Source organism: Streptomyces sp. NPDC089915, from assembly GCF_040684675.1.
GTDB lineage: Bacteria > Actinomycetota > Actinomycetes > Streptomycetales > Streptomycetaceae > Streptomyces.
In genome coordinates, this window is sequence record NZ_JBFBGN010000063.1 from 1 (window position 1) to 17,809 (window position 17,809).

Annotated in this window: 13 protein-coding genes and 2 tRNA genes; 2 read left to right on the forward strand and 13 right to left on the reverse strand. The window is 72.1% G+C overall.

Annotation, left to right across the window (positions count from 1 at the left end):
* Positions 1 to 34 precede the first annotated feature (34 nt).
* The gene (locus AB0O29_RS19880) at positions 35 to 1,510 is read right to left on the reverse strand and encodes an NB-ARC domain-containing protein (RefSeq protein ID WP_365153230.1); all 1,476 of its coding nucleotides are present in this window, start codon (positions 1,508 to 1,510) and stop codon (positions 35 to 37) included.
* A 353-nt stretch (positions 1,511 to 1,863) separates the two neighbouring features.
* Here AB0O29_RS19880 and AB0O29_RS19885 point away from each other — a divergent pair, with 353 nt between their 5' ends.
* Positions 1,864 to 4,869, forward strand: coding sequence for a BTAD domain-containing putative transcriptional regulator (locus AB0O29_RS19885; RefSeq protein WP_365153231.1), 3,006 nt, complete (start codon positions 1,864 to 1,866; stop codon positions 4,867 to 4,869).
* A gap of 73 nt (positions 4,870 to 4,942) precedes the next feature.
* Here the strand turns inward: AB0O29_RS19885 and AB0O29_RS19890 are convergent, their stop codons facing one another.
* From AB0O29_RS19890 to AB0O29_RS19900, 3 genes are all read right to left on the reverse strand, one after another.
* Complete coding sequence (locus AB0O29_RS19890) at positions 4,943 to 5,119, reverse strand: hypothetical protein (RefSeq protein ID WP_365153232.1); 177 nt, start codon at positions 5,117 to 5,119, stop codon at positions 4,943 to 4,945.
* A gap of 163 nt (positions 5,120 to 5,282) precedes the next feature.
* A complete protein-coding gene (locus AB0O29_RS19895) occupies positions 5,283 to 6,164 on the reverse strand; it encodes a hypothetical protein (RefSeq protein WP_365153233.1) in 882 nt (293 codons plus the stop codon).
* A 287-nt stretch (positions 6,165 to 6,451) separates the two neighbouring features.
* A tRNA-Ala gene (locus AB0O29_RS19900) sits at positions 6,452 to 6,524 on the reverse strand.
* Between the two features lie 161 nt (positions 6,525 to 6,685).
* Here AB0O29_RS19900 and AB0O29_RS19905 point away from each other — a divergent pair.
* Positions 6,686 to 7,234 carry a DNA-binding protein gene (locus tag AB0O29_RS19905; protein WP_365153234.1) on the forward strand — a complete coding sequence of 183 codons (549 nt, stop codon included), beginning with the start codon at positions 6,686 to 6,688 and terminating at the stop codon, positions 7,232 to 7,234.
* A gap of 480 nt (positions 7,235 to 7,714) precedes the next feature.
* Here AB0O29_RS19905 and AB0O29_RS19910 read toward each other — a convergent pair whose 3' ends face one another.
* The 9 genes from AB0O29_RS19910 to dnaN all read right to left on the reverse strand — a co-directional run bounded on the left by AB0O29_RS19910 (position 7,715) and on the right by dnaN (position 17,809).
* Positions 7,715 to 7,849 (reverse strand): DLW-39 family protein, encoded by a 135-nt coding sequence (locus AB0O29_RS19910; protein WP_208809277.1) that lies wholly within the window; start codon positions 7,847 to 7,849, stop codon positions 7,715 to 7,717.
* A 144-nt stretch (positions 7,850 to 7,993) separates the two neighbouring features.
* Positions 7,994 to 8,067, reverse strand: a tRNA-Ile gene (locus tag AB0O29_RS19915).
* 95 nt (positions 8,068 to 8,162) lie between these two features.
* Entirely contained in the window at positions 8,163 to 8,813 is a 651-nt protein-coding gene (locus AB0O29_RS19920; protein ID WP_365153235.1) for a DUF3566 domain-containing protein, read from the reverse strand.
* Positions 8,814 to 8,816: 3 nt separating this feature from the next.
* Positions 8,817 to 11,441: a DNA gyrase subunit A gene (gyrA, locus tag AB0O29_RS19925; protein WP_365153236.1), complete on the reverse strand. Its 2,625-nt coding sequence runs from the start codon at positions 11,439 to 11,441 to the stop codon at positions 8,817 to 8,819.
* A 41-nt stretch (positions 11,442 to 11,482) separates the two neighbouring features.
* Positions 11,483 to 13,504 carry a DNA topoisomerase (ATP-hydrolyzing) subunit B gene (gene gyrB / locus AB0O29_RS19930; protein ID WP_365153257.1) on the reverse strand — a complete coding sequence of 674 codons (2,022 nt, stop codon included), beginning with the start codon at positions 13,502 to 13,504 and terminating at the stop codon, positions 11,483 to 11,485.
* A 386-nt stretch (positions 13,505 to 13,890) separates the two neighbouring features.
* Positions 13,891 to 14,418 (reverse strand): DUF721 domain-containing protein, encoded by a 528-nt coding sequence (locus AB0O29_RS19935; RefSeq protein WP_365153237.1) that lies wholly within the window; start codon positions 14,416 to 14,418, stop codon positions 13,891 to 13,893.
* The gene (gene recF, locus AB0O29_RS19940; RefSeq protein ID WP_365153238.1) at positions 14,415 to 15,551 is read right to left on the reverse strand and encodes a DNA replication/repair protein RecF; all 1,137 of its coding nucleotides are present in this window, start codon (positions 15,549 to 15,551) and stop codon (positions 14,415 to 14,417) included. The genes AB0O29_RS19935 and recF overlap by 4 nt, the downstream gene beginning before the upstream one ends.
* Positions 15,552 to 15,607: 56 nt before the next feature.
* Positions 15,608 to 16,483: a phosphogluconate dehydrogenase (NAD(+)-dependent, decarboxylating) gene (gnd, locus tag AB0O29_RS19945; RefSeq protein ID WP_365153239.1), complete on the reverse strand. Its 876-nt coding sequence runs from the start codon at positions 16,481 to 16,483 to the stop codon at positions 15,608 to 15,610.
* 195 nt (positions 16,484 to 16,678) lie between these two features.
* Positions 16,679 to 17,809 carry a DNA polymerase III subunit beta gene (gene dnaN, locus AB0O29_RS19950; protein ID WP_365153240.1) on the reverse strand — a complete coding sequence of 377 codons (1,131 nt, stop codon included), beginning with the start codon at positions 17,807 to 17,809 and terminating at the stop codon, positions 16,679 to 16,681.

A 17,809-nucleotide genomic window follows, 5' to 3' on the forward strand; every position in this document is an offset into this window, starting at 1 on the left:
TGGACGGGGTCGCGGGGCCGGACGGCCGGGCGGGTCAGACGGGGCGGGCCTGGTGCGGGACGCCGCCCGCGCGGGCGGCGGCGACCAGCGCGGCCGCCGCCCCGGCGGCCGGGGAGGGGGCGGCCGGGTCCGCGTCCTCGTCGGGCCGCGACAGCGCGAACGCCCGTACCAGCGGGGGCAGCCCGTACTGGCCCGGCAGGTCGGACGGGGTGAGCAGGCCCGCGTCCAGCAGGTTCTCCAGGAGGTCCTCGACCGGCTCCGCCGACCGCTCGACCGAGTGGACGAGCGCCTCCGCGCACTCGTACACCACCGAGTCCACGGAGAGCCTCCCGGAGGCCGCGATCCGGCGCAGCAGGGGACGGGCCCACGGGACGGCCGAACGGTAGGCGGCGTCCAGACGCCGGGCGAGGCTGTCGTCCCCGGCGCGCAGCCGGGACAGGAACGGCCCGTGGGCGCCCTCGCCGACCAGCTCGCCGACGCAGTCCTCCAGCATCCACTCCGGCCGGGCCGCGATCCGCCGGCCGGCCAGGTTCAGCGCGGCGGGCAGGTCGCCGCAGGCCTCCGCCAGCCGCAGGCAGGCCCGCGGCTCCGCGCCGACCCGCTCCTCGCCGATCAGCCCCACCAGCAGTTCCACCGACTCGTCCCGCTCCAGGGCCGGCAGCCGCATCCGGTGCACCCCGTCGAGGCCGAGCAGCCGCGAGCGGCTGGTGACGATCATCCGGCTCTCCGGCGCGGCGGCCAGCAGCTCCCGCACCTGGCGCTCGTGCCGCACCCCGTCGAGGACCACCAGGACCCGCCGGCGGGCGAGCAGCGAGCGGTACAGCCCGAAGCGCGGGCCGGTGTCGTTCGGGATCCGCTCGGCGGGCACGCCGAGCGCCTCCAGGAAGCCGCCCACGATCCCGTGGGCGTCCTTGCGGCCGTCGGCGGCCGCGTCCAGGTCCGCGTACAGCTGCCCGTCGGGCAGGTCCGCGGCCAGCTCGTGGGCGAGGCGCAGGGCGAACGCGGAGGTGCCGACGCCCACCTGACCGGTGATCACCAGCGGCCGGGGCGCGCTCTGGCCGTCGCCGCGGGACGCGGTCAGCGCCCGGGCCCGCTGGAGCAGGTGGCCGCGCCCCACCAGCCGGTGCGGCTCCATCGGCAGCTGCGCGGGCGGCGGCAGCACGGCCCGTACGGCGGCGGCCCGCAGTTCGGCCTCCTGGTGCTGCTGCACGCTCTTGGCGGCCGGCCGGGCGCCCCCCTCGGCGCCCTCGGCTCCGGCGGCCTCCCGCCAGCGGCGCTCCCAGGTCGCCCGGTCCCCGCCGCAGGCCTCCGCGAAGGCGAGGGCCACCTGGAGGGTGGGGAGCCGGTATCCGGCGGCCGCGTCGGAGAGCACCGAAGCGGAGAACATCGCCCGGTTGGCCATGTCGCGGTAGCCGGGGCTGCCCGCGGCGGTCCGCAGCCGGCGCAGCTCCCGGGCGAACGCGGTGACGGGTCCAGCGTCCGGGGCGAGGGGTCTCTCCAGTCTGCCCACCTTCTGCTCCTTTGCCGCTCGGTGTGTGGAATGCGCCTGCGGCACCGGCCGTCCGGCCCGCTCCTGTCGGCCCACACAGGCTCCGCGTTCCCCTTCCCGTTCCCTTCCCGCAGCCTTACCGCGTCACAGGGGAACCGCCTATGATCCCGTTGGCAAAGGCCCCTACCTGGGGATTTGTTGGCCTGGGGGGGTATCAGCTGTCGATGACCGCGACAGAACCGGGGTCCGAAGGAAGACGCGAGGCGGTTCCACAGAGGAATTCGCTCCGCTTCAACGTGCTCGGATCCCTTGAGAGTTGGGCCGCCGGGGGGCGGCTGAGACTGGGCGGGGCGATCCAGGAACGGGTCCTGTCCATGCTGTTGCTGGAATCCGGCCGGGTGGTGACCGTCGCCCGGCTGGTCGAGGCCGCGTGGGAACAGGATCCACCTGCAACGGCCGCGCACCAGGTCCGCAAAGCCGTCGCCGACCTGCGCCGGCGGATCCCGGACGGCGGCGCGGTGATCGTCACCGACGGCCCGGGGTACCGGGCCGCCGTCACGGCCGGGCAGCTGGACCTGCTGGAGTTCGACGCACTCGTCCAGGCCGCCGGCCAGGCCGCGAAGGAGGGCCGCCTGACCACGGCCGCCGAGCGGCTGGCCTCCGCCCTGGACCTGTGGCGGGGTCCCGTGCTGTCCGGCGCCGGCGGGCCGGTGATCGACGGCGCCGCGACCGCCCTGGAGGAGCGGCGGCTGTCCGCCGCCGAACAGCACTTCGGCCTGCGGCTCACGCTCGGGGAGAGCGGCGAGCTGGTGTCCGGGCTGCGCGCGCTGATCACCGAGCACCCGCTGCGGGAGACCCTGCGCGGGCAGCTGATGCTCGCCCTCTACCGCACGGGCCGGCAGGCCGAGGCGCTCCAGGAGTACGGGCGGGTGCGCGAGCTGCTCGTGGAGGAGCTCGGCATCGACCCGGGCCCCCAGCTGGCCAAGCTGTACGAGTCGATCCTGCGAGACGGCCCCGAACTGGCGGGCCCCGAGCGCCCGGCGCCCGAGGCGCACGACCCCGACCCGGGGCCGACGCCCGTACCGGCGGCCGCACCCGTACCGGAGGCCCCGCCCGCCCCGGCGGCGCCGGCCGCCGAGGCCCCCTGCACGCTCCCGTACGACCTGCCCGACTTCACCGGCCGGGCGAAGGAGCTGAACGAGCTCTTCGCCTCCGTCCGGGAGGGCCGGGAGGGCGGCGAGGGCGGCGAGGGCGGCCCGGGGCAGGCGCGGTACTCGCGCATCGTCGCCATCGACGGCATGGGCGGCATGGGCAAGACCTCCCTCGCCGTCCGCGCCGCCCACCGGCTGGCCGACCGCTACCCGGACGGCCAGCTCCTGATCGACCTGCGCGGCTTCACCCCCGGCGAGACGCCCGTGACGCCCGCGTCCGCGCTGGACGGCCTGCTGCGCACCCTCGGCACGCCCGGCGACCGCATCCCCGAGGACCTGGAGGGCCGCGCCGCGCTGTGGCGGGCCACCCTGGACGGCCGGCGGATCCTGCTGCTGCTCGACAACGCCGTCGACGCCGCCCAGATCCGGCCCCTGCTGCCGGCCTCGCCGGGCTGCCTGGTGCTGGTCACGAGCCGGGCCCGGCTGCTGGACCTCGACGGGGTCGAGTGGGTCTCCATCGACCTGATGAAGCCCGAGGAGAGCACCGACCTGATGACGCAGACGCTCGGCGCGGCCCGCGTGGCCGCCGAGCCGGAGGCCGCCGCCGAACTGGCGGAACTGTGCGGACACCTCCCGCTGGCCCTGCGCATCGCCACCGCCCGGCTGCGCAACAGGCCGCGCTGGACGGTCCGTTACCTGGTCGAGCGGCTGCGCGACGAGACCCGCCGGATGGACGAGCTCAGCTCCGGCGAACGCAGCGTCGCGGCGACGCTGCGGCTGTCGTACCTGGCGATGGACGAGAAGCACCGCACGGCCTTCCGCATCCTGAGCCTGCACCCGGGCGCCGACATCGACGTCCACACGGCGGCCGCGCTCCTCGGCGCGTCCGTCCGGGACGCCGAGGACACCCTGGAGTTCCTGCTCGACGTGCACCTCGTCCAGCAGCCCGACATCGGCCTCTACACCTTCCACGACCTGGTCCGCAGCTTCGCCCAGAGCCTGCGGGTCCCGGCGACGGAGGCGGCCGACGCGGCGGCGGTCGAACGGCTGCTCGGCTACTACCTGACGGCGACGGACGCGGCGTGCGAGGTGCTGTTCCCGGGCCGCGAGCACCGCCCCACCGGCATCCGGCCGTACGAGGGGGAGCTCCCGGCGCTCGGCCGCGCGGACCTGGCGGGCCGCTGGTTCGACCAGGAGCACGACGGCCTGCTGGCCGCCGTCGCCCTCGCGGACCGGCGCGGCCACGACCGGTACACGGCCTGCCTGAGCCGCAACCTCTCCTTCCACCTGCACGCGCGGGGCCGCTTCGACGAGTTCTGGAACCTCGGCCGCCTGGCCGTCGCCGCCGCCCGCCGGCTCGACGACCCGCACCTGCTGAGCGTCAGCCTGGCCAACCTGGGCGCCGCCTGCTGGAAACTCGGCCGCTTCGAGGAGGGGCTGGAGGTGGCCGCGGAGGGCCGGGACACCGCCGTACGCCTCGGCGACCGGCACATCGAGGCGCACAGCGAGTCGACCATCGGCCTGCTGCTGTCGATGCTCGGCCAGTACGCGGCCGCCGTGCCCCTCATCGAGCGGGCGATCAACCTCGCCTCCGAGCTCGGGATCCGGCGCGAGGAGGCCGAGGGGCTGACCATGCTCAGCTCCCTGTACGAGCGCTGCGGCCTCTACGAGGAGGCCGCGGAGACCGCCCGCCGTGCGATCGGCATCAGCCGTGAACTCGGATACTCCGTCAGCGAGGTGATGGCCGTGACCGACCTGGCCTTCGCCCAGGTGGGGCTGGGCGAGTACCGGGAGGCCGCCGAGTCCCTGGCGCGGGCCCGCGACCTGTCCGCGAAGAGCCGGGAACAGGCCGACGTGGCCCTCGTGCTGGCCCTGTCCGCCGAGGTCGCGGACCGTCTGGGCACCCGGGAGGAGGCCACCGGGTTCGCCGGGCGGGCCCTGACGATGGCCCGTTCGAGCGGTGCGCCCATCCGGCTGGCGCAGGTGGAGAACCTCCTCGGCCGCCTGTACTCCCGCCGTGGGGAGTACGACGCGGCGCGGGGCCTGCACTCCCACGCGCTCAAGATCGCTTCGGGGATCCGCCTGCGCTTCGAGGAGGCCCACGCGCTGACCGGCCTGGCCGTGGTCTGCGAGGCCTCGGGCGAGCCGGAGACGGCCGCCGGGTACCGGGCGAAGGCCGCCGGCCTGTTCGAGTTCATGGGCATCCCGGAGCAGCGCCGCACGCGCTGACCCGCACGCGCACGTGCCCCGCACCGGACGTCCGGTGCGGGGCACGTGCGCGTCGGGGGCCTGCCGGCCTCCGTCAGGGGGCGGCGATGCCCGGGGTCGGGAGCGGGGAGGGGGCGGCCGGGCCCCGGACGTCGGCGAGGACCTCGTGACCGGCCGGGGCGCCCGCCTCCGCGGCGTGGACCGTGACCCCGAGTCCGAGGACCAGGGCCGCCGTGAAGATTCCGACCAGGCCCGCCAGCTTGCCGTTCATTGCCCATCCCCCTGATGTGTGCGGTGTGCGGCCCCCGGTGTGCGCCGGTGCCGCTTTCGACATCACTGAGACTGGGCCAGGGCGATCCCGAACCGTTCCCTTCCCGATACCTGTCGAACTCCTTTGCCGGGATGGCCGGTTACCGCTGTCCGGTAACCATCCGTCAGACGGGTCCCACGCTTCCCGCAGGCCGTCGCGCGGGGTTCCCGTACGGCTCCCGCGAGGCCGCGATCCGCGATCCGCGGGCGGTGATCAGCACGTCCGTACGGGTGGTCCCGGACTCGTACCCGGCCAGGTCCAGCAGCGCCCGCACGGTCGCCCGCACCCCGGCCCGGTCCTCCTCGGAGAGGGGCTCCGTGTGGCCCTCGGCCGTGATGCCGGCGACCAGGTGCATGCCGCCGACCGAGAAGGTCTCCACGCTGAAGCGCGGCCCGGTCAGCAGTTCCTCGACCAGGTGCGGCCCCGGGTACCGGCCGGCCACCGCCCGCCCGGCCCACTCCGCGAGGGCCGCGTGGTCCCGTACCGGCTCCGTGCGCCAGGCGCCCGACGCGTCGGCGGACTTGATCACCACCGGCAGCGGGAAGGCCTCCGCCAGGGCCCGGGCCTCCGCGACGCTGGCCGCCTCCTCGGCGCGCACCGCCGAGATCCCGCTGGCGTTCAGGACCCGCCGCATCGCCGCCGCGTCGGGCAGCCCGGGCACCGCGCCCTCCCGTTCCCGGCGGTCCTCCGCGAGCTCCCGGGCCACCGCCTCGGCGGCCGCCGGGGCCCCGCCCGTCAGGGCTCCGGGGAGGTAGAGGACGTGGCCGATCCCGTGGTGACGGGCCGTGTCCGCCAGGACGGCGCGCAGCGCGGCCGTATCCCCGAAGTCCACGCGCAGGATCCGCTCGGGGGGCAGCTCCTCGCGGACGCCCCGCTCCACCTCCAGCCTGTGGTCCAGGGCCGCCCAGACCTCCAGACCCGCCGCGCGGGCCGCGCGCACGAGCCCCGGTCCGGGCATCACCAGCAGGGCCCGTCGTGCCCGCTGTGCCGTCTGGCTGTCACTCACCGTGTCCCCCTTCTCGGACTTCCCGGGAGATAGTGACGCCCCGCCTTCCCGATCAGATCCCTCCGTGGTCCTGAACGGCCGACGTCTTTTCCAGACTGTCCGGTTACGTACCGGCCGGGGTCCGCGACCCGTCCAGCACCGCCCGATCCGCCTTCCGGGGATCCTCCAGAGGGGCCCGACCGGAACCCGGCGGCAGACCGGCGGGAGACCGGCCGCAGCCCGTCGCAGCGGTGGGAAAACAAAACCCCCTGACCGGCGTTTCCGCAGGTCAGGGGGTTTCTATGGGGTGGAGCCTAGGAGATTCGAACTCCTGACATCTGCCTTGCAAAAGCAGCGCTCTACCAACTGAGCTAAGGCCCCGTGCGTCCGGACGCGGGCCCTCCCCGAAAAGGAGTGTCCGTTCCGCAGGACAGAGTACCCGGTGCACCCCCTCATCCCGCAAAATGATGGGGACTCCCGCCCCGCGACCACGCTCCGTAAGATGCTCGCGAGGTTCGCACCAGCGAAGGGGAGTAGTAAGAGTGGACGCAGTACAGCAAGAGGCCACCGCCAGAGCCCGGGAGCTTCAGCGCAGTTGGTACGGGGAGCCGCTCGGCGCCCTCTTCCGACGGCTCATAGATGACCTCGGACTGAACCAGGCTCGCCTCGCTGCTGTCCTCGGACTGTCGGCGCCCATGCTGTCCCAGCTGATGAGCGGGCAGCGCGCCAAGATCGGCAACCCGGCCGTGGTCCAGCGGGTCCAGGCCCTCCAGGACCTCGCCGGACAGGTGGCGGACGGCAGCGTCAGCGCCGGCGAGGCCACCGACCGGATGGACGAGATCAAGAACACCCAGGGAGGGTCCGTCCTCAGCAACAGCACGCAGAGCACGACGAGTTCGGGCGCCCCCACGGTCAAGCGGGTCGTCCGTGAGATCCAGTCGCTGCTGCGGTCGGTCTCCGCGGCCGGCGACATCATCGACGCGGCGAACGCCCTCGCCCCCAGCCACCCCGAACTGGCCGAGTTCCTCCGGGTGTACGGCGCCGGGCGCACGGCCGAGGCGGTGTCCCACTACGAGGCCCACCAGAACTGACCCGCCGGGGTGACGGGGGACGGGGCGGACCGGGGGACGGGGCGGTACGCCGCGGCGAAGGGCGAGCCCCGGCCGTCGCCACCCGGGCCGTCCGGCCCGGGAGCAACTGCGGGACGACCGGCCCGACTTCCCGGCCCGACTTCCCGGCCGGACGCTCCGCCGCCGGCCCGGAGCGCGCCGTACGGGCCCCCGTACCCGCCGAGGGGGAGCGAGCCCCCCGAGGGCGCCCCGGCGCCGCTGTGACGTCGCCGTCGGCCTCCTGCGCTCCCAGGCCCCCCGAAACCGCTTCCGGACCGCCACAGGGGCGTTCAAGGCCCTTGCCGAGGCCGTCCGGCCGCTCCGCTCACCGCCCCGGACGGGGAACCGGTCGAGGCCCTCGGCCAACTCGGCCCCCTCGCGCCTCATTTCGGCCCCGCCCCGGAACAGCACGAAGCCCCGGCAGCAGCGGCAGCCGGGGCTTCATGAGATCAAACGTGGGGCTCACACGCCCGAACCGGAAGGCACGGAGTCGGTAGCCTCCGTCCACAGGTCCTGCTCGGCGCGGTCCGCCTGGATCTGGCGGTACACGAGGAGCCCGCCGATGGCGGCCAGTGCGACCAGGAGCAGCTTCTTCACCGCGCGACCTCGTCTTTCGTTGACGTTGGGGACTTCTGGGCGCCAACAATACACACCGACCGATACCGATCGGTTATCTGGGATGCCCCCGGACGGGCCAACGAAGAAGACCCCCAGGCCGGAGCCTGGGGGTCTTCGTCACTGTGGGGCTAACAGGATTTGAACCTGTGGCCTCATCCTTATCAGGGATGCGCTCTAACCAACTGAGCTATAGCCCCTCCGCGCCTGCGCGCTGACTCCTGAAGATTAGCGCACAGACGCAGTGGAACCCAAATCCGCTCCTGCGGGGCTTTCCCGCAGGTCAGTCAGCGGGTCATTCGTCCTCGGCGAGCGTGAGCTCCACGCCGCCCACGAAGCCCGCCGACAGGTTGTAGATGAACGCGCCCAGCGTCGCCAGGGCGGTCATCAGCACCACGTCGATCACCGCGATGACCGACGTGAAGATCAGCACGCGCGGCAGCGACAGGAACGACTGGAGGTCGAACCCGTTGCCCTCGTTCGATCCGGTGGCCTCGCTGATCGTCCCGCCGACCGTCGAGAAGATGCCCATGGCGTCCATGACCATCCACAGCACCACCGACGCCACGATCGTGCAGACGCCGAGCGCGATGGACAGCAGGAAGCTGACCTTCATGACCGACCACGGGTCGGCCTTGGCCACCCGCAGCCGGGCCTTGCGCGTCCGCGGGGTCGTACGGACCCCTGGACGGGGCGCCCGCTGCGTACCGGGGCCCTTGGGGGCCTCGTACGCCTGCGGGGGGTGGTAGGGCTGCTCAGCCGGTTCCTTCTCCTTGGCTGCGGCCGGCTTCGGCTTCTGCTTGGACTGGGACTGCGCCTTGGCGGCCTGCGGCTCCGACTGCGGTCCTCGGGTTTCCGTCACGGTTCCCCCCTGGGATTCCGCGGCGGGGCCACGGGCACCGTTCGCTCCAGTCTTGGCCGGTCCGGCGCCCGCGGCTCCACTCACGACTTACTCCTCGTGCTCCCGATCCGGGGACGCTTCGCCCCCGGTGGCCTCGGCGGCCGTTCCCTCGGCTGCCCCGGCCTCGATCCCTGTCTCGATCTCGTCGACCTCGTCAGCTTCCTGACCGGCCTCGGCGTTGCGGGCGATACCCACCACGGCATCCCGCTTGCCCAGGTTGATCAGCTGGACGCCCATGGTGTCACGGCCCGTCTCCCTGACTTCGTTGACTCGCGTGCGGATCACACCGCCGCCGAGCGTGATGGCGAGGATCTCGTCCGATTCGTCCACCACCAGCGCGCCGACGAGCGATCCGCGGTCTTCCACGATCTTCGCTGCCTTGATGCCCAGACCGCCACGGCCCTGGACGCGGTACTCGTCCACCGGAGTCCTCTTGGCGTAGCCGCCGTCGGTCGCGGTGAACACGAACGTACCCGGCCGGACAACGCTCATCGAGAGCAGTTCGTCACCCTCGCGGAAGCTCATGCCCTTCACACCGGAGGTGGCACGGCCCATCGGGCGCAGCGCGTCGTCCGTCGCCGTGAAGCGGATGGACTGCGCCTTCTTGCTGATGAGCAGCAGGTCGTCCTCGGCGGACACCAGCTCGGCGCCGATCAGCTCGTCGGCAGTGCCGTCGGCGCCGTCAGCGCCGGTCTCCCGGAGGTTGATGGCGATGACGCCGCCCGAACGGGGCGAGTCGTAGTCCTTCAGCGCCGTCTTCTTCACCAGGCCGGCCTTGGTGGCCAGGATCAGGTAGGGCGCCGCCTCGTAGTCGCGGATCGCGAGGATCTGGGCGATCTTCTCGTCCGGCTGGAAGGCCAGCAGGTTCGCCACGTGCTGCCCGCGGGCGTCACGGCCGGCGTCCGGGAGCTCGTAGGCCTTGGACCGGTAGACGCGGCCCTTGTTCGTGAAGAACAGCAGCCAGTGGTGCGTGGTGGAGACGAAGAAGTGGTCGACCAGGTCGTCCTGCTTCAGCTTCGTACCGCGCACGCCCTTGCCGCCGCGCTTCTGCGAGCGGTAGTCCTCGGTCTTGGTGCGCTTGACGTAGCCGCCGTGCGTGATGGTGACGACGATGTCCTCTTCGGCGATCAGGTCCTCCATGGACATGTCTCCGTCGAAGGGCACCAGCTTGGAGCGCCGGTCGTCGCCGAACTTCTCGACGATCGCCGCCAGCTCCTCGCTGACGATCGACCGCTGGCGCTCCTCGGAGGCCAGGATCGCGTTGTACTCGTTGATCTTCGCCTGGAGCTCGTCGTGCTCGGCGACGATCTTCTGGCGCTCCAGGGCCGCCAGGCGGCGCAGCTGCATCTCCAGGATGGCGTTCGCCTGGATCTCGTCGATCTCCAGGAGGCCCATCAGGCCCTCGCGCGCGATCTCGACGGTATTGCTGCGCCGGATGAGGGCGATGACCTCGTCGATGGCGTCCAGCGCCTTGAGCAGGCCGCGCAGGATGTGCGCCCGCTCCTCGGCCTTGCGCAGGCGGAACTTCGTCCGCCGGACGATGACCTCGATCTGGTGCTGCACCCAGTGGCGGATGAACGCGTCGATCGACAGGGTGCGCGGCACCCCGTCCACCAGCGCCAGCATGTTCGCGCCGAAGTTGGTCTGCAGGTCGGTGTGCTTGTAGAGGTTGTTCAGCACGACCTTGGCGACGGCGTCGCGCTTGAGCACGATCACCAGGCGCTGGCCGGTCCGGGACGAGGTCTCGTCGCGGACGTCGGCGATGCCGCCGATCTTGCCGTCCTTGACCAGGTCGGCAATCTTCTGCGCCAGGTTGTCCGGGTTGGTCTGGTACGGGAGCTCCGTCACCACCAGGCACTGGCGGTTCTGGATCTCCTCGACCTCGACCACCGCGCGCATCGTGATGGAGCCGCGACCGGTCCGGTACGCCTCCTCGATGCCCTTGCGGCCCACGACGAGGGCACCGGTCGGGAAGTCCGGGCCCTTGATCCGCTCGATGAGCGCGTCCTGGAGCTCCTCGTGCGAGGCCTCCGGGTGCTCCAGCGCCCACTGGGCGCCGGCCGCGACCTCGCGCAGGTTGTGCGGCGGGATGTTGGTGGCCATGCCGACCGCGATCCCGGCGGAGCCGTTGACCAGCAGGTTCGGGAACCGCGCCGGCAGGACGGTGGGCTCCTGGTTGCGGCCGTCGTAGTTGTCCTGGAAGTCGACGGTCTCCTCGTCGATGTCCCGGAGCATCTCCATGGCCAGCGGCATGAGCTTGCACTCGGTGTACCGCATGGCGGCGGCCGGGTCGTTGCCCGGGGAGCCGAAGTTGCCGTTGGAGTCCACCAGCGGCATGCGCATCGACCACGGCTGGGCCAGGCGGACCAGGGCGTCGTAGATGGAGCTGTCACCGTGCGGGTGGTAGGTGCCCATGACGTCGCCGACGACGCGGGCGCACTTGTAGAAGCCCTTCTCGGGCCGGTAGCCGCCGTCGTACATCGCGTACAGCACGCGACGGTGGACGGGCTTGAGGCCGTCCCGTACGTCGGGCAGCGCGCGGGAGACGATGACGGACATCGCGTAGTCGAGGTAGGAGCGCTGCATCTCCGTCTCGAGCCCGACGGGCTCGATGCGCAGCACGGGCTGCTCCTCCGCGGGATTCTCAGCGGTGGGGGTGGTTTCGTCGGCCATTGCCGGTCAGAAGTCCTTTCGGGCGGTCAGCGGAGGCCGACTCAGATGTCGAGGAAGCGGACGTCCTTGGCGTTGCGCTGGATGAAGGAACGCCGCGCCTCGACGTCCTCACCCATCAGCACCGAGAACAGGTCGTCGGCCTGCGCCGCGTCGTCCAGCGTGACCTGGCCGAGCACGCGGTGGTCCACGTCCATGGTGGTGACGCGCAGCTCCTCGGCGTTCATCTCGCCCAGACCCTTGAAGCGCTGGATCGAGTCTTCCTTGATGCGCTTGCCGTTCTGCTTGCCGAGCTCGACCAGGGCGTCGCGCTCGCGGTCCGAGTACGCGTACTCGAAGTCGTCGCGACCCCACTTGATCTTGTACAGCGGCGGGCGGGACAGGTAGACGTGCCCGGCCTCGACCAGCGGACGCATGAAGCGGAAGAGGAAGGTCAGCAGCAGGGTGTTGATGTGCTGGCCGTCGACGTCGGCGTCCGCCATCAGGATGATCTTGTGATAGCGGAGCTTCTCGATGTCGAAGTCCTCGTGCACGCCGGTGCCGAAGGCACTGATCAGCGCCTGGACCTCGGTGTTCTGGAGGATCTTGTCGATCCGGGCCTTCTCGACGTTCAGGATCTTGCCGCGGATGGGCAGGATGGCCTGGTACATCGGGTTGCGGCCGGACTTCGCGCTGCCGCCGGCGGAGTCACCCTCGACGATGAAGATCTCGCACTTGGTCGGGTCGTTCGACTGGCAGTCCGACAGCTTGCCCGGCAGCGAGGCGCTCTCCAGCAGGCCCTTGCGGCGGGTCAGGTCGCGGGCCTTGCGGGCCGCGACGCGGGCCGTGGCCGCCTGGATCGCCTTGCGGACGATGTCCGCGGCCTCGACCGGGTTGCGGTCGAACCAGTCGTTCAGGTGCTCGTGGACGACCTTCTGCACGAAGGTCTTGGCCTCCGTGTTGCCCAGCTTGGTCTTGGTCTGGCCCTCGAACTGGGGCTCGCCCAGCTTGACCGAGATGATGGCCGTCAGACCCTCGCGGATGTCCTCGCCGGCGAGGTTGTCGTCCTTCTCGCGGAGCAGCTTCTTGTCACGCGCGTAGCGGTTGACCAGACCGGTCAGCGCCGCGCGGAAGCCCTCCTCGTGGGTGCCGCCCTCGTGCGTGTGGATCGTGTTCGCGAAGGAGTACACGCCCTCGCTGTACTGCGAGTTCCACTGCATCGCGATCTCGACCGAGAGCATCCGCTCCTTGTCCTCGGACTCGACGTCGATGACGGTCGGGTGGATCAGCTCGCCCTTGCGCGAGTTGAGGTACTTCACGAAGTCGACGATGCCGCCCTCGTAGAAGTACTTCACCGTGCGCGCCTGGGGCTCGGCCGTGTCCGCGTCCGGGTCGTCGGCTCCCGCCGTGGCCTTCGCCGACTCGCGCTCGTCGGTCAGCGTCAGGGTCAGGCCCTTGTTCAGGAAGGCCATCTCCTGGAAGCGCCGCGACAGCGTCTCGAAGGAGTACTCGGTGGTCTCGAAGATGTCCCCGTCGGCCCAGAACGTCACGGTCGTGCCGTGCTCGTCGGTCTCCTCGTTCTTGGCCAGCGGGGCCGTCGGAACGCCGAGCTTGTAGTCCTGGGTCCAGCGGAAGCCGTCCGTCTTGACCTCGACCGCGACCTTGGTCGACAGGGCGTTCACGACGGAGACACCGACGCCGTGCAGACCGCCGGAGACGGCGTAGCCGCCGCCGCCGAACTTGCCGCCCGCGTGCAGGACGGTCAGGACGACCTCGACGGCGGGCTTGCCCTCGGACGGGACGATGCCGACCGGGATGCCTCGGCCGTTGTCGACCACGCGCACCCCGCCGTCGGCGAGGATCGTCACGTCGATGGTGTCCGCGTGCCCGGCCAGCGCCTCGTCGACGGAGTTGTCGACGACCTCGTAGACGAGGTGGTGCAGACCACGCTCGCCCGTGGAGCCGATGTACATACCCGGCCGCTTGCGGACCGCGTCCAGGCCCTCGAGGACCTGGATCGCACTGGCGTCGTAATTCTTCTCGTTGGAGTCGCCGGAATCGGCCACGAAGCGCCCTTTCTGGCACAGCGCAGCCCGTACTCCGGACCAGCATGTGCGCCGGCGGGAGCGGCCGCGTCGATCTGCGTCGTCTGCGTTTGTTCGGTGTCACCCCGCGAATCCGGCGGGATTGTCTCCAGTCTACCGGTACCACTGACATGAATGGGGGTTTGCCGGTACCTGAGTCCGCATGTGCCGCCCTGAACCTCCTCTCTCCGACTCCCCATATCCGGGGAGGGGCTCCAAGAGGCTCACACGGGCGTCCAGCGCTTCGGCCTGTCAACCCGCGGCTACCGTGAGGGACGCCTCATCGCTTCAGCCCCGCCGAGGAATGATCAGCCCCGCCGGCGTTTGAGGCGCGGGGTCCGGGGCGGAGCCCCGGGTCCCGGCGCAGCCGGGCTCATCCCCGCAGGGGCCTAGCCCCAGGTGTCCCCGGGACCGGAGCTGCCGGGCGCCCGCAAGGGCCCGTACCGCTTGGGCCGCCCCCCGGGCCCCTGCACCTTGATCATCCGCACGGTGCCCTGCCCCAGATCCGCGTTCAGCCGCGCCACCAGCTGCGGCGCGAGCAGCTTCAGCTGGGCCGCCCAGGCGGAGGAGTCGCAGCGGACCAGCAGCTCCCGGTCCTCGTACCGTTCCGGTTCGCAGTGCGCGGCGATCTCCGGGCCGACGATCTCCGCCCACCGCTCCATCACCCCGGCCACCGCGATCGGCATCTCCCAGCCGCGTTCGGTGCGCAGCCGGTCCAGCGCCGCCATCAGCGGCATCGGGTCCCGGCCGTCGGCGCGCGCGCCCGAGCGCAGCCCGGGCTGCTGCTGCCGCTTGCGGCCGCCCGCCGCGTTGCCGCGGGCCCGGGCCTGCTCGCGGGCGGCGGCCAGGGCCTGCCGGGCCAGGTCCACGCCGGAGGGCTCGGCGGCCCTGCGCTTCTGCTGTCCGTCCTCGCTCACAGCCGCGTCACCTCGCCGCCGGACACCGCGAAGCGGGTCCCCGTCAGTACGCCCGGCACGTCGTCGTCCACCGCCGCCGTCACCAGGACCTGCTCGCCCGGCGCCACCAGCTCCGCGAGCCGTTCGCGGCGGCGGGCGTCCAGTTCCGCGAAGACGTCGTCGAGGATCAGCACCGGCTCGTTCCCCTCCGAGCGCAGCAGCTCGTACGAGGCCAGCCGCAGCGCCAGCGCGTACGACCAGGACTCGCCGTGGCTGGCGTACCCCTTGGCGGGGAGCTCGCCGAGGCGCAGGAGGACGTCGTCGCGGTGCGGCCCGACCAGGGTGACCCCGCGCTCGATCTCCTGCTTGCGCACCCCGGCGAGGCCCTCCAGCAGCACCTCGTAGAGCGCCTCGCGGGTGCGGGCCTCGCCGCCGTCGACGCCCTCGCCGGCGGAGGACTTGTAGGCGAGCCCGAGCGGGCCGCCGCCGGGAGCGAGCTGTTCGTAGGCCTTGTCGGCCAGCGGGAGCAGGGTGGTGAGCAGGTCGAGGCGGTGGGCGAGGAGCTCGGCGCCCGCGCGCGCGAGGTGCTGGTCCCACACGTCGAGGGTGGACATGTCCATGGAGCGGCCGCCGTGCCGGCGGGCCATGGCCGCGGACTTCAGCAGGGTGTTGCGCTGCTTGAGCACCCGCTCGTAGTCGGAGCGGACGGCCGCCATGCGCGGGGAGCGGGCGGTGACGAGCTCGTCCAGGAACCGGCGCCGCTCGCCCGGGTCGCCCTTGACCAGGGCCAGGTCCTCGGGGGCGAACAGCACGGTCCGTACGATCCCCAGCACGTCCCGGGGCCTGACCTGCGAGGACCTGTTGATACGGGCCCGGTTGGCGCGGCCCGGGTTGAGCTCCAGCTCGACCAGCTGCTGGCGTTCGCCCTGGGTCACGGCGGCCCGGACGACGGCGCGGTCGGCGCCCATCCGCACCAGCGGGGCGTCGGAGGAGACCCGGTGGCTGCCCAGGGTGGCCAGGTAGCCGACGGCCTCGACCAGGTTGGTCTTGCCCTGGCCGTTGGGGCCCACGAAAGCGGTGACGCCCGGGGCGAGGGGAACCTCGGCCCGGGCGTACGAGCGGAAGTCGGCCAACGAGAGATGCGAAACGTGCATACGGCGCCGACCTCCCCCGGCTTCCTGCTGCTGTGCTCTGTGGTGCTGTGGTGCGGTTACTTCTTCTCGACCGCGTGGCCGCCGAACTGGTTGCGCAGCGCCGCGATCATCTTCATCTGCGGGGAGTCGTCCTGGCGGGACGCGAAGCGGGCGAAGAGCGACGCGGTGATCGCCGGCAGCGGCACCGCGTTGTCGATCGCCGCCTCGACGGTCCAGCGGCCCTCGCCCGAGTCCTGGGCGAAGCCCTTGAGGCCTTCGAGGTGCTCGTCCTCGTCCAGGGCGTTGACGGCCAGGTCCAGCAGCCAGGAACGGATGACCGTGCCCTCCTGCCAGGACCGGAAGACCTCGCGGACGTCGGTGACCGAGTCCACCTTCTCCAGGAGCTCCCAGCCCTCGGCGTAGGCCTGCATCATGGCGTACTCGATGCCGTTGTGGACCATCTTCGCGAAGTGGCCCGCGCCGACCTTGCCGGCGTGCACGGCGCCGAAGTCACCCTCGGGCTTGAGGGCGTCGAAGACCGGCTGGACGGCCGCGACGTGCTTCTCGTCGCCGCCGTACATCAGGGCGTAGCCGTTCTCCAGGCCCCAGACGCCGCCGGAGACGCCGCAGTCGACGAAGCCGATGCCCTTGGCCTGCAGCTCCTCGGCGTGCTTCTCGTCGTCCGTCCAGCGGGAGTTGCCGCCGTCGACGACGATGTCGCCGGGGGAGAGCAGCTCCGCCAGCTCGTCCACGGTGGACTGCGTCGCGGCGCCGGCCGGGACCATGACCCACACCACGCGGGGGGCCTGGAGGCTGTCCACAAGCTCCCGCAGGCTGTGGACATCGGCGAGGTCCGGGTTGCGGTCGTATCCGATGACGGTGTGGCCTGCGCGGCGGATGCGCTCGCGCATGTTGCCGCCCATCTTGCCGAGACCGACGAGACCGAGCTCCATCAGGTGGGTTCCTTAAGCGTTGGGGCCGTCTGTATCGGGGCTCCCCGGGGACCGGTGGTTTCCGGCCGTTTTCTCCTGGGTCGCCCGCCGGGTCCGAGCCTACGCCGGGCCGTGGCGCGGGGCCGCTCCGCACGGCGCCGGGCCCGGAACCCGCTGCTGCGGCTCCGGGCCCGGTGGCCGCGTACGCGACGGCGGTCAGCCGGAGAGGCGGACCGGCATGATCAGGTACTTGTAGGCCTCGTCCGCCTCCGCGTCGACCGCGGGACGGCCGCTGAGCAGGGCGGGCTTGGTCGAGGTGGTGAAGCTGAGCTGGGCGGCCGGCGAGTCGATCGCGCTCAGGCCGTCGAGCAGGAAGGTCGGGTTGAAGGCGATCGAGATGTCGTCGCCCTCGAGCGTCGCGTCGACGCGCTCCACAGCCTGTGCATCGTCGCTGGACCCGGCCTCCAGGATGAGGACGCCCTGCTCGAAGCTGAGGCGGACCGGGGTGTTGCGCTCGGCGACCAGGGCGACGCGCTTGACGGCCTCGACGAACGGGGCGGTCTCGATCACGGCGACCGAGTTGAACTCCGTCGGGAAGAGCGTGCGGTACTTCGGCAGGTCGCCCTCGAGCAGGCGGGTGGTGGTGCGGCGGCCGGCGCCCTCGAAGCCGATGAGGCCCTCGCCCTGGCCGGAGCCGGAGAGCGCCAGGGTGACGGTGTCGCCGCTGGTGAGGGACTTGGCGGTGTCGAGGAGGGTCTTGGCGGGCACCAGGGCCACGGCCGAGGCCTCCGGGTTCTCCGGCTTCCACAGGAACTCGCGGACCGCGAAGCGGTAGCGGTCGGTGGAGGCCAGGGTGACGCGGTCGCCCTCGATCTCGATGCGGACACCGGTCAGCACGGGCAGCGTGTCGTCGCGGCCGGCGGCGATGGCCACCTGGGCGGCGGCGGAGGCGAAGACCTCACCGGGGACGGTGCCGGTGGCGGTGGGCATCTGCGGGAGCGCCGGGTACTCCTCCACAGGCAGGGTGTGGAGTGTGAACCGGGAGGAGCCGCAGACCACGGTCGCCCGTACACCGTCTGTGGAAATCTCCACCGGCCGGTTGGGGAGGGCGCGGCAGATGTCGGCGAGGAGCCGGCCGGAGACGAGGACGGTGCCGTCCTCCTCCACGTCCGCCTCGACGGAGACGCGGGCCGAGACCTCGTAGTCGAAGCCGGAGAGGGACAGGGTGCCCTCCTCGGCCTTGAGCAGCAGGCCCGCGAGGACGGGGACCGGCGGCCGGGCCGGGAGGCTGCGTGCGGCCCAGGCCACCGCCTCCGCGAGTACGTCGCGCTCCACCCGGATCTTCAC

Excerpts from the sequence above, each read along its gene's own strand:
- AB0O29_RS19885 (WP_365153231.1), top strand. The coding sequence starts at position 1,864 with ATGCTGTTGCTGGAATCCGGCCGGGTGGTGACCGTCGCCCGGCTGGTC.
- AB0O29_RS19890 (WP_365153232.1), bottom strand. The coding sequence starts at position 5,119 with ATGAACGGCAAGCTGGCGGGCCTGGTCGGAATCTTCACGGCGGCCCTG.
- gyrA (WP_365153236.1), bottom strand. The coding sequence starts at position 11,441 with ATGGCCGACGAAACCACCCCCACCGCTGAGAATCCCGCGGAGGAGCAG.
- recF (WP_365153238.1), bottom strand. The coding sequence starts at position 15,551 with ATGCACGTTTCGCATCTCTCGTTGGCCGACTTCCGCTCGTACGCCCGG.
- gnd (WP_365153239.1), bottom strand. The coding sequence starts at position 16,483 with ATGGAGCTCGGTCTCGTCGGTCTCGGCAAGATGGGCGGCAACATGCGC.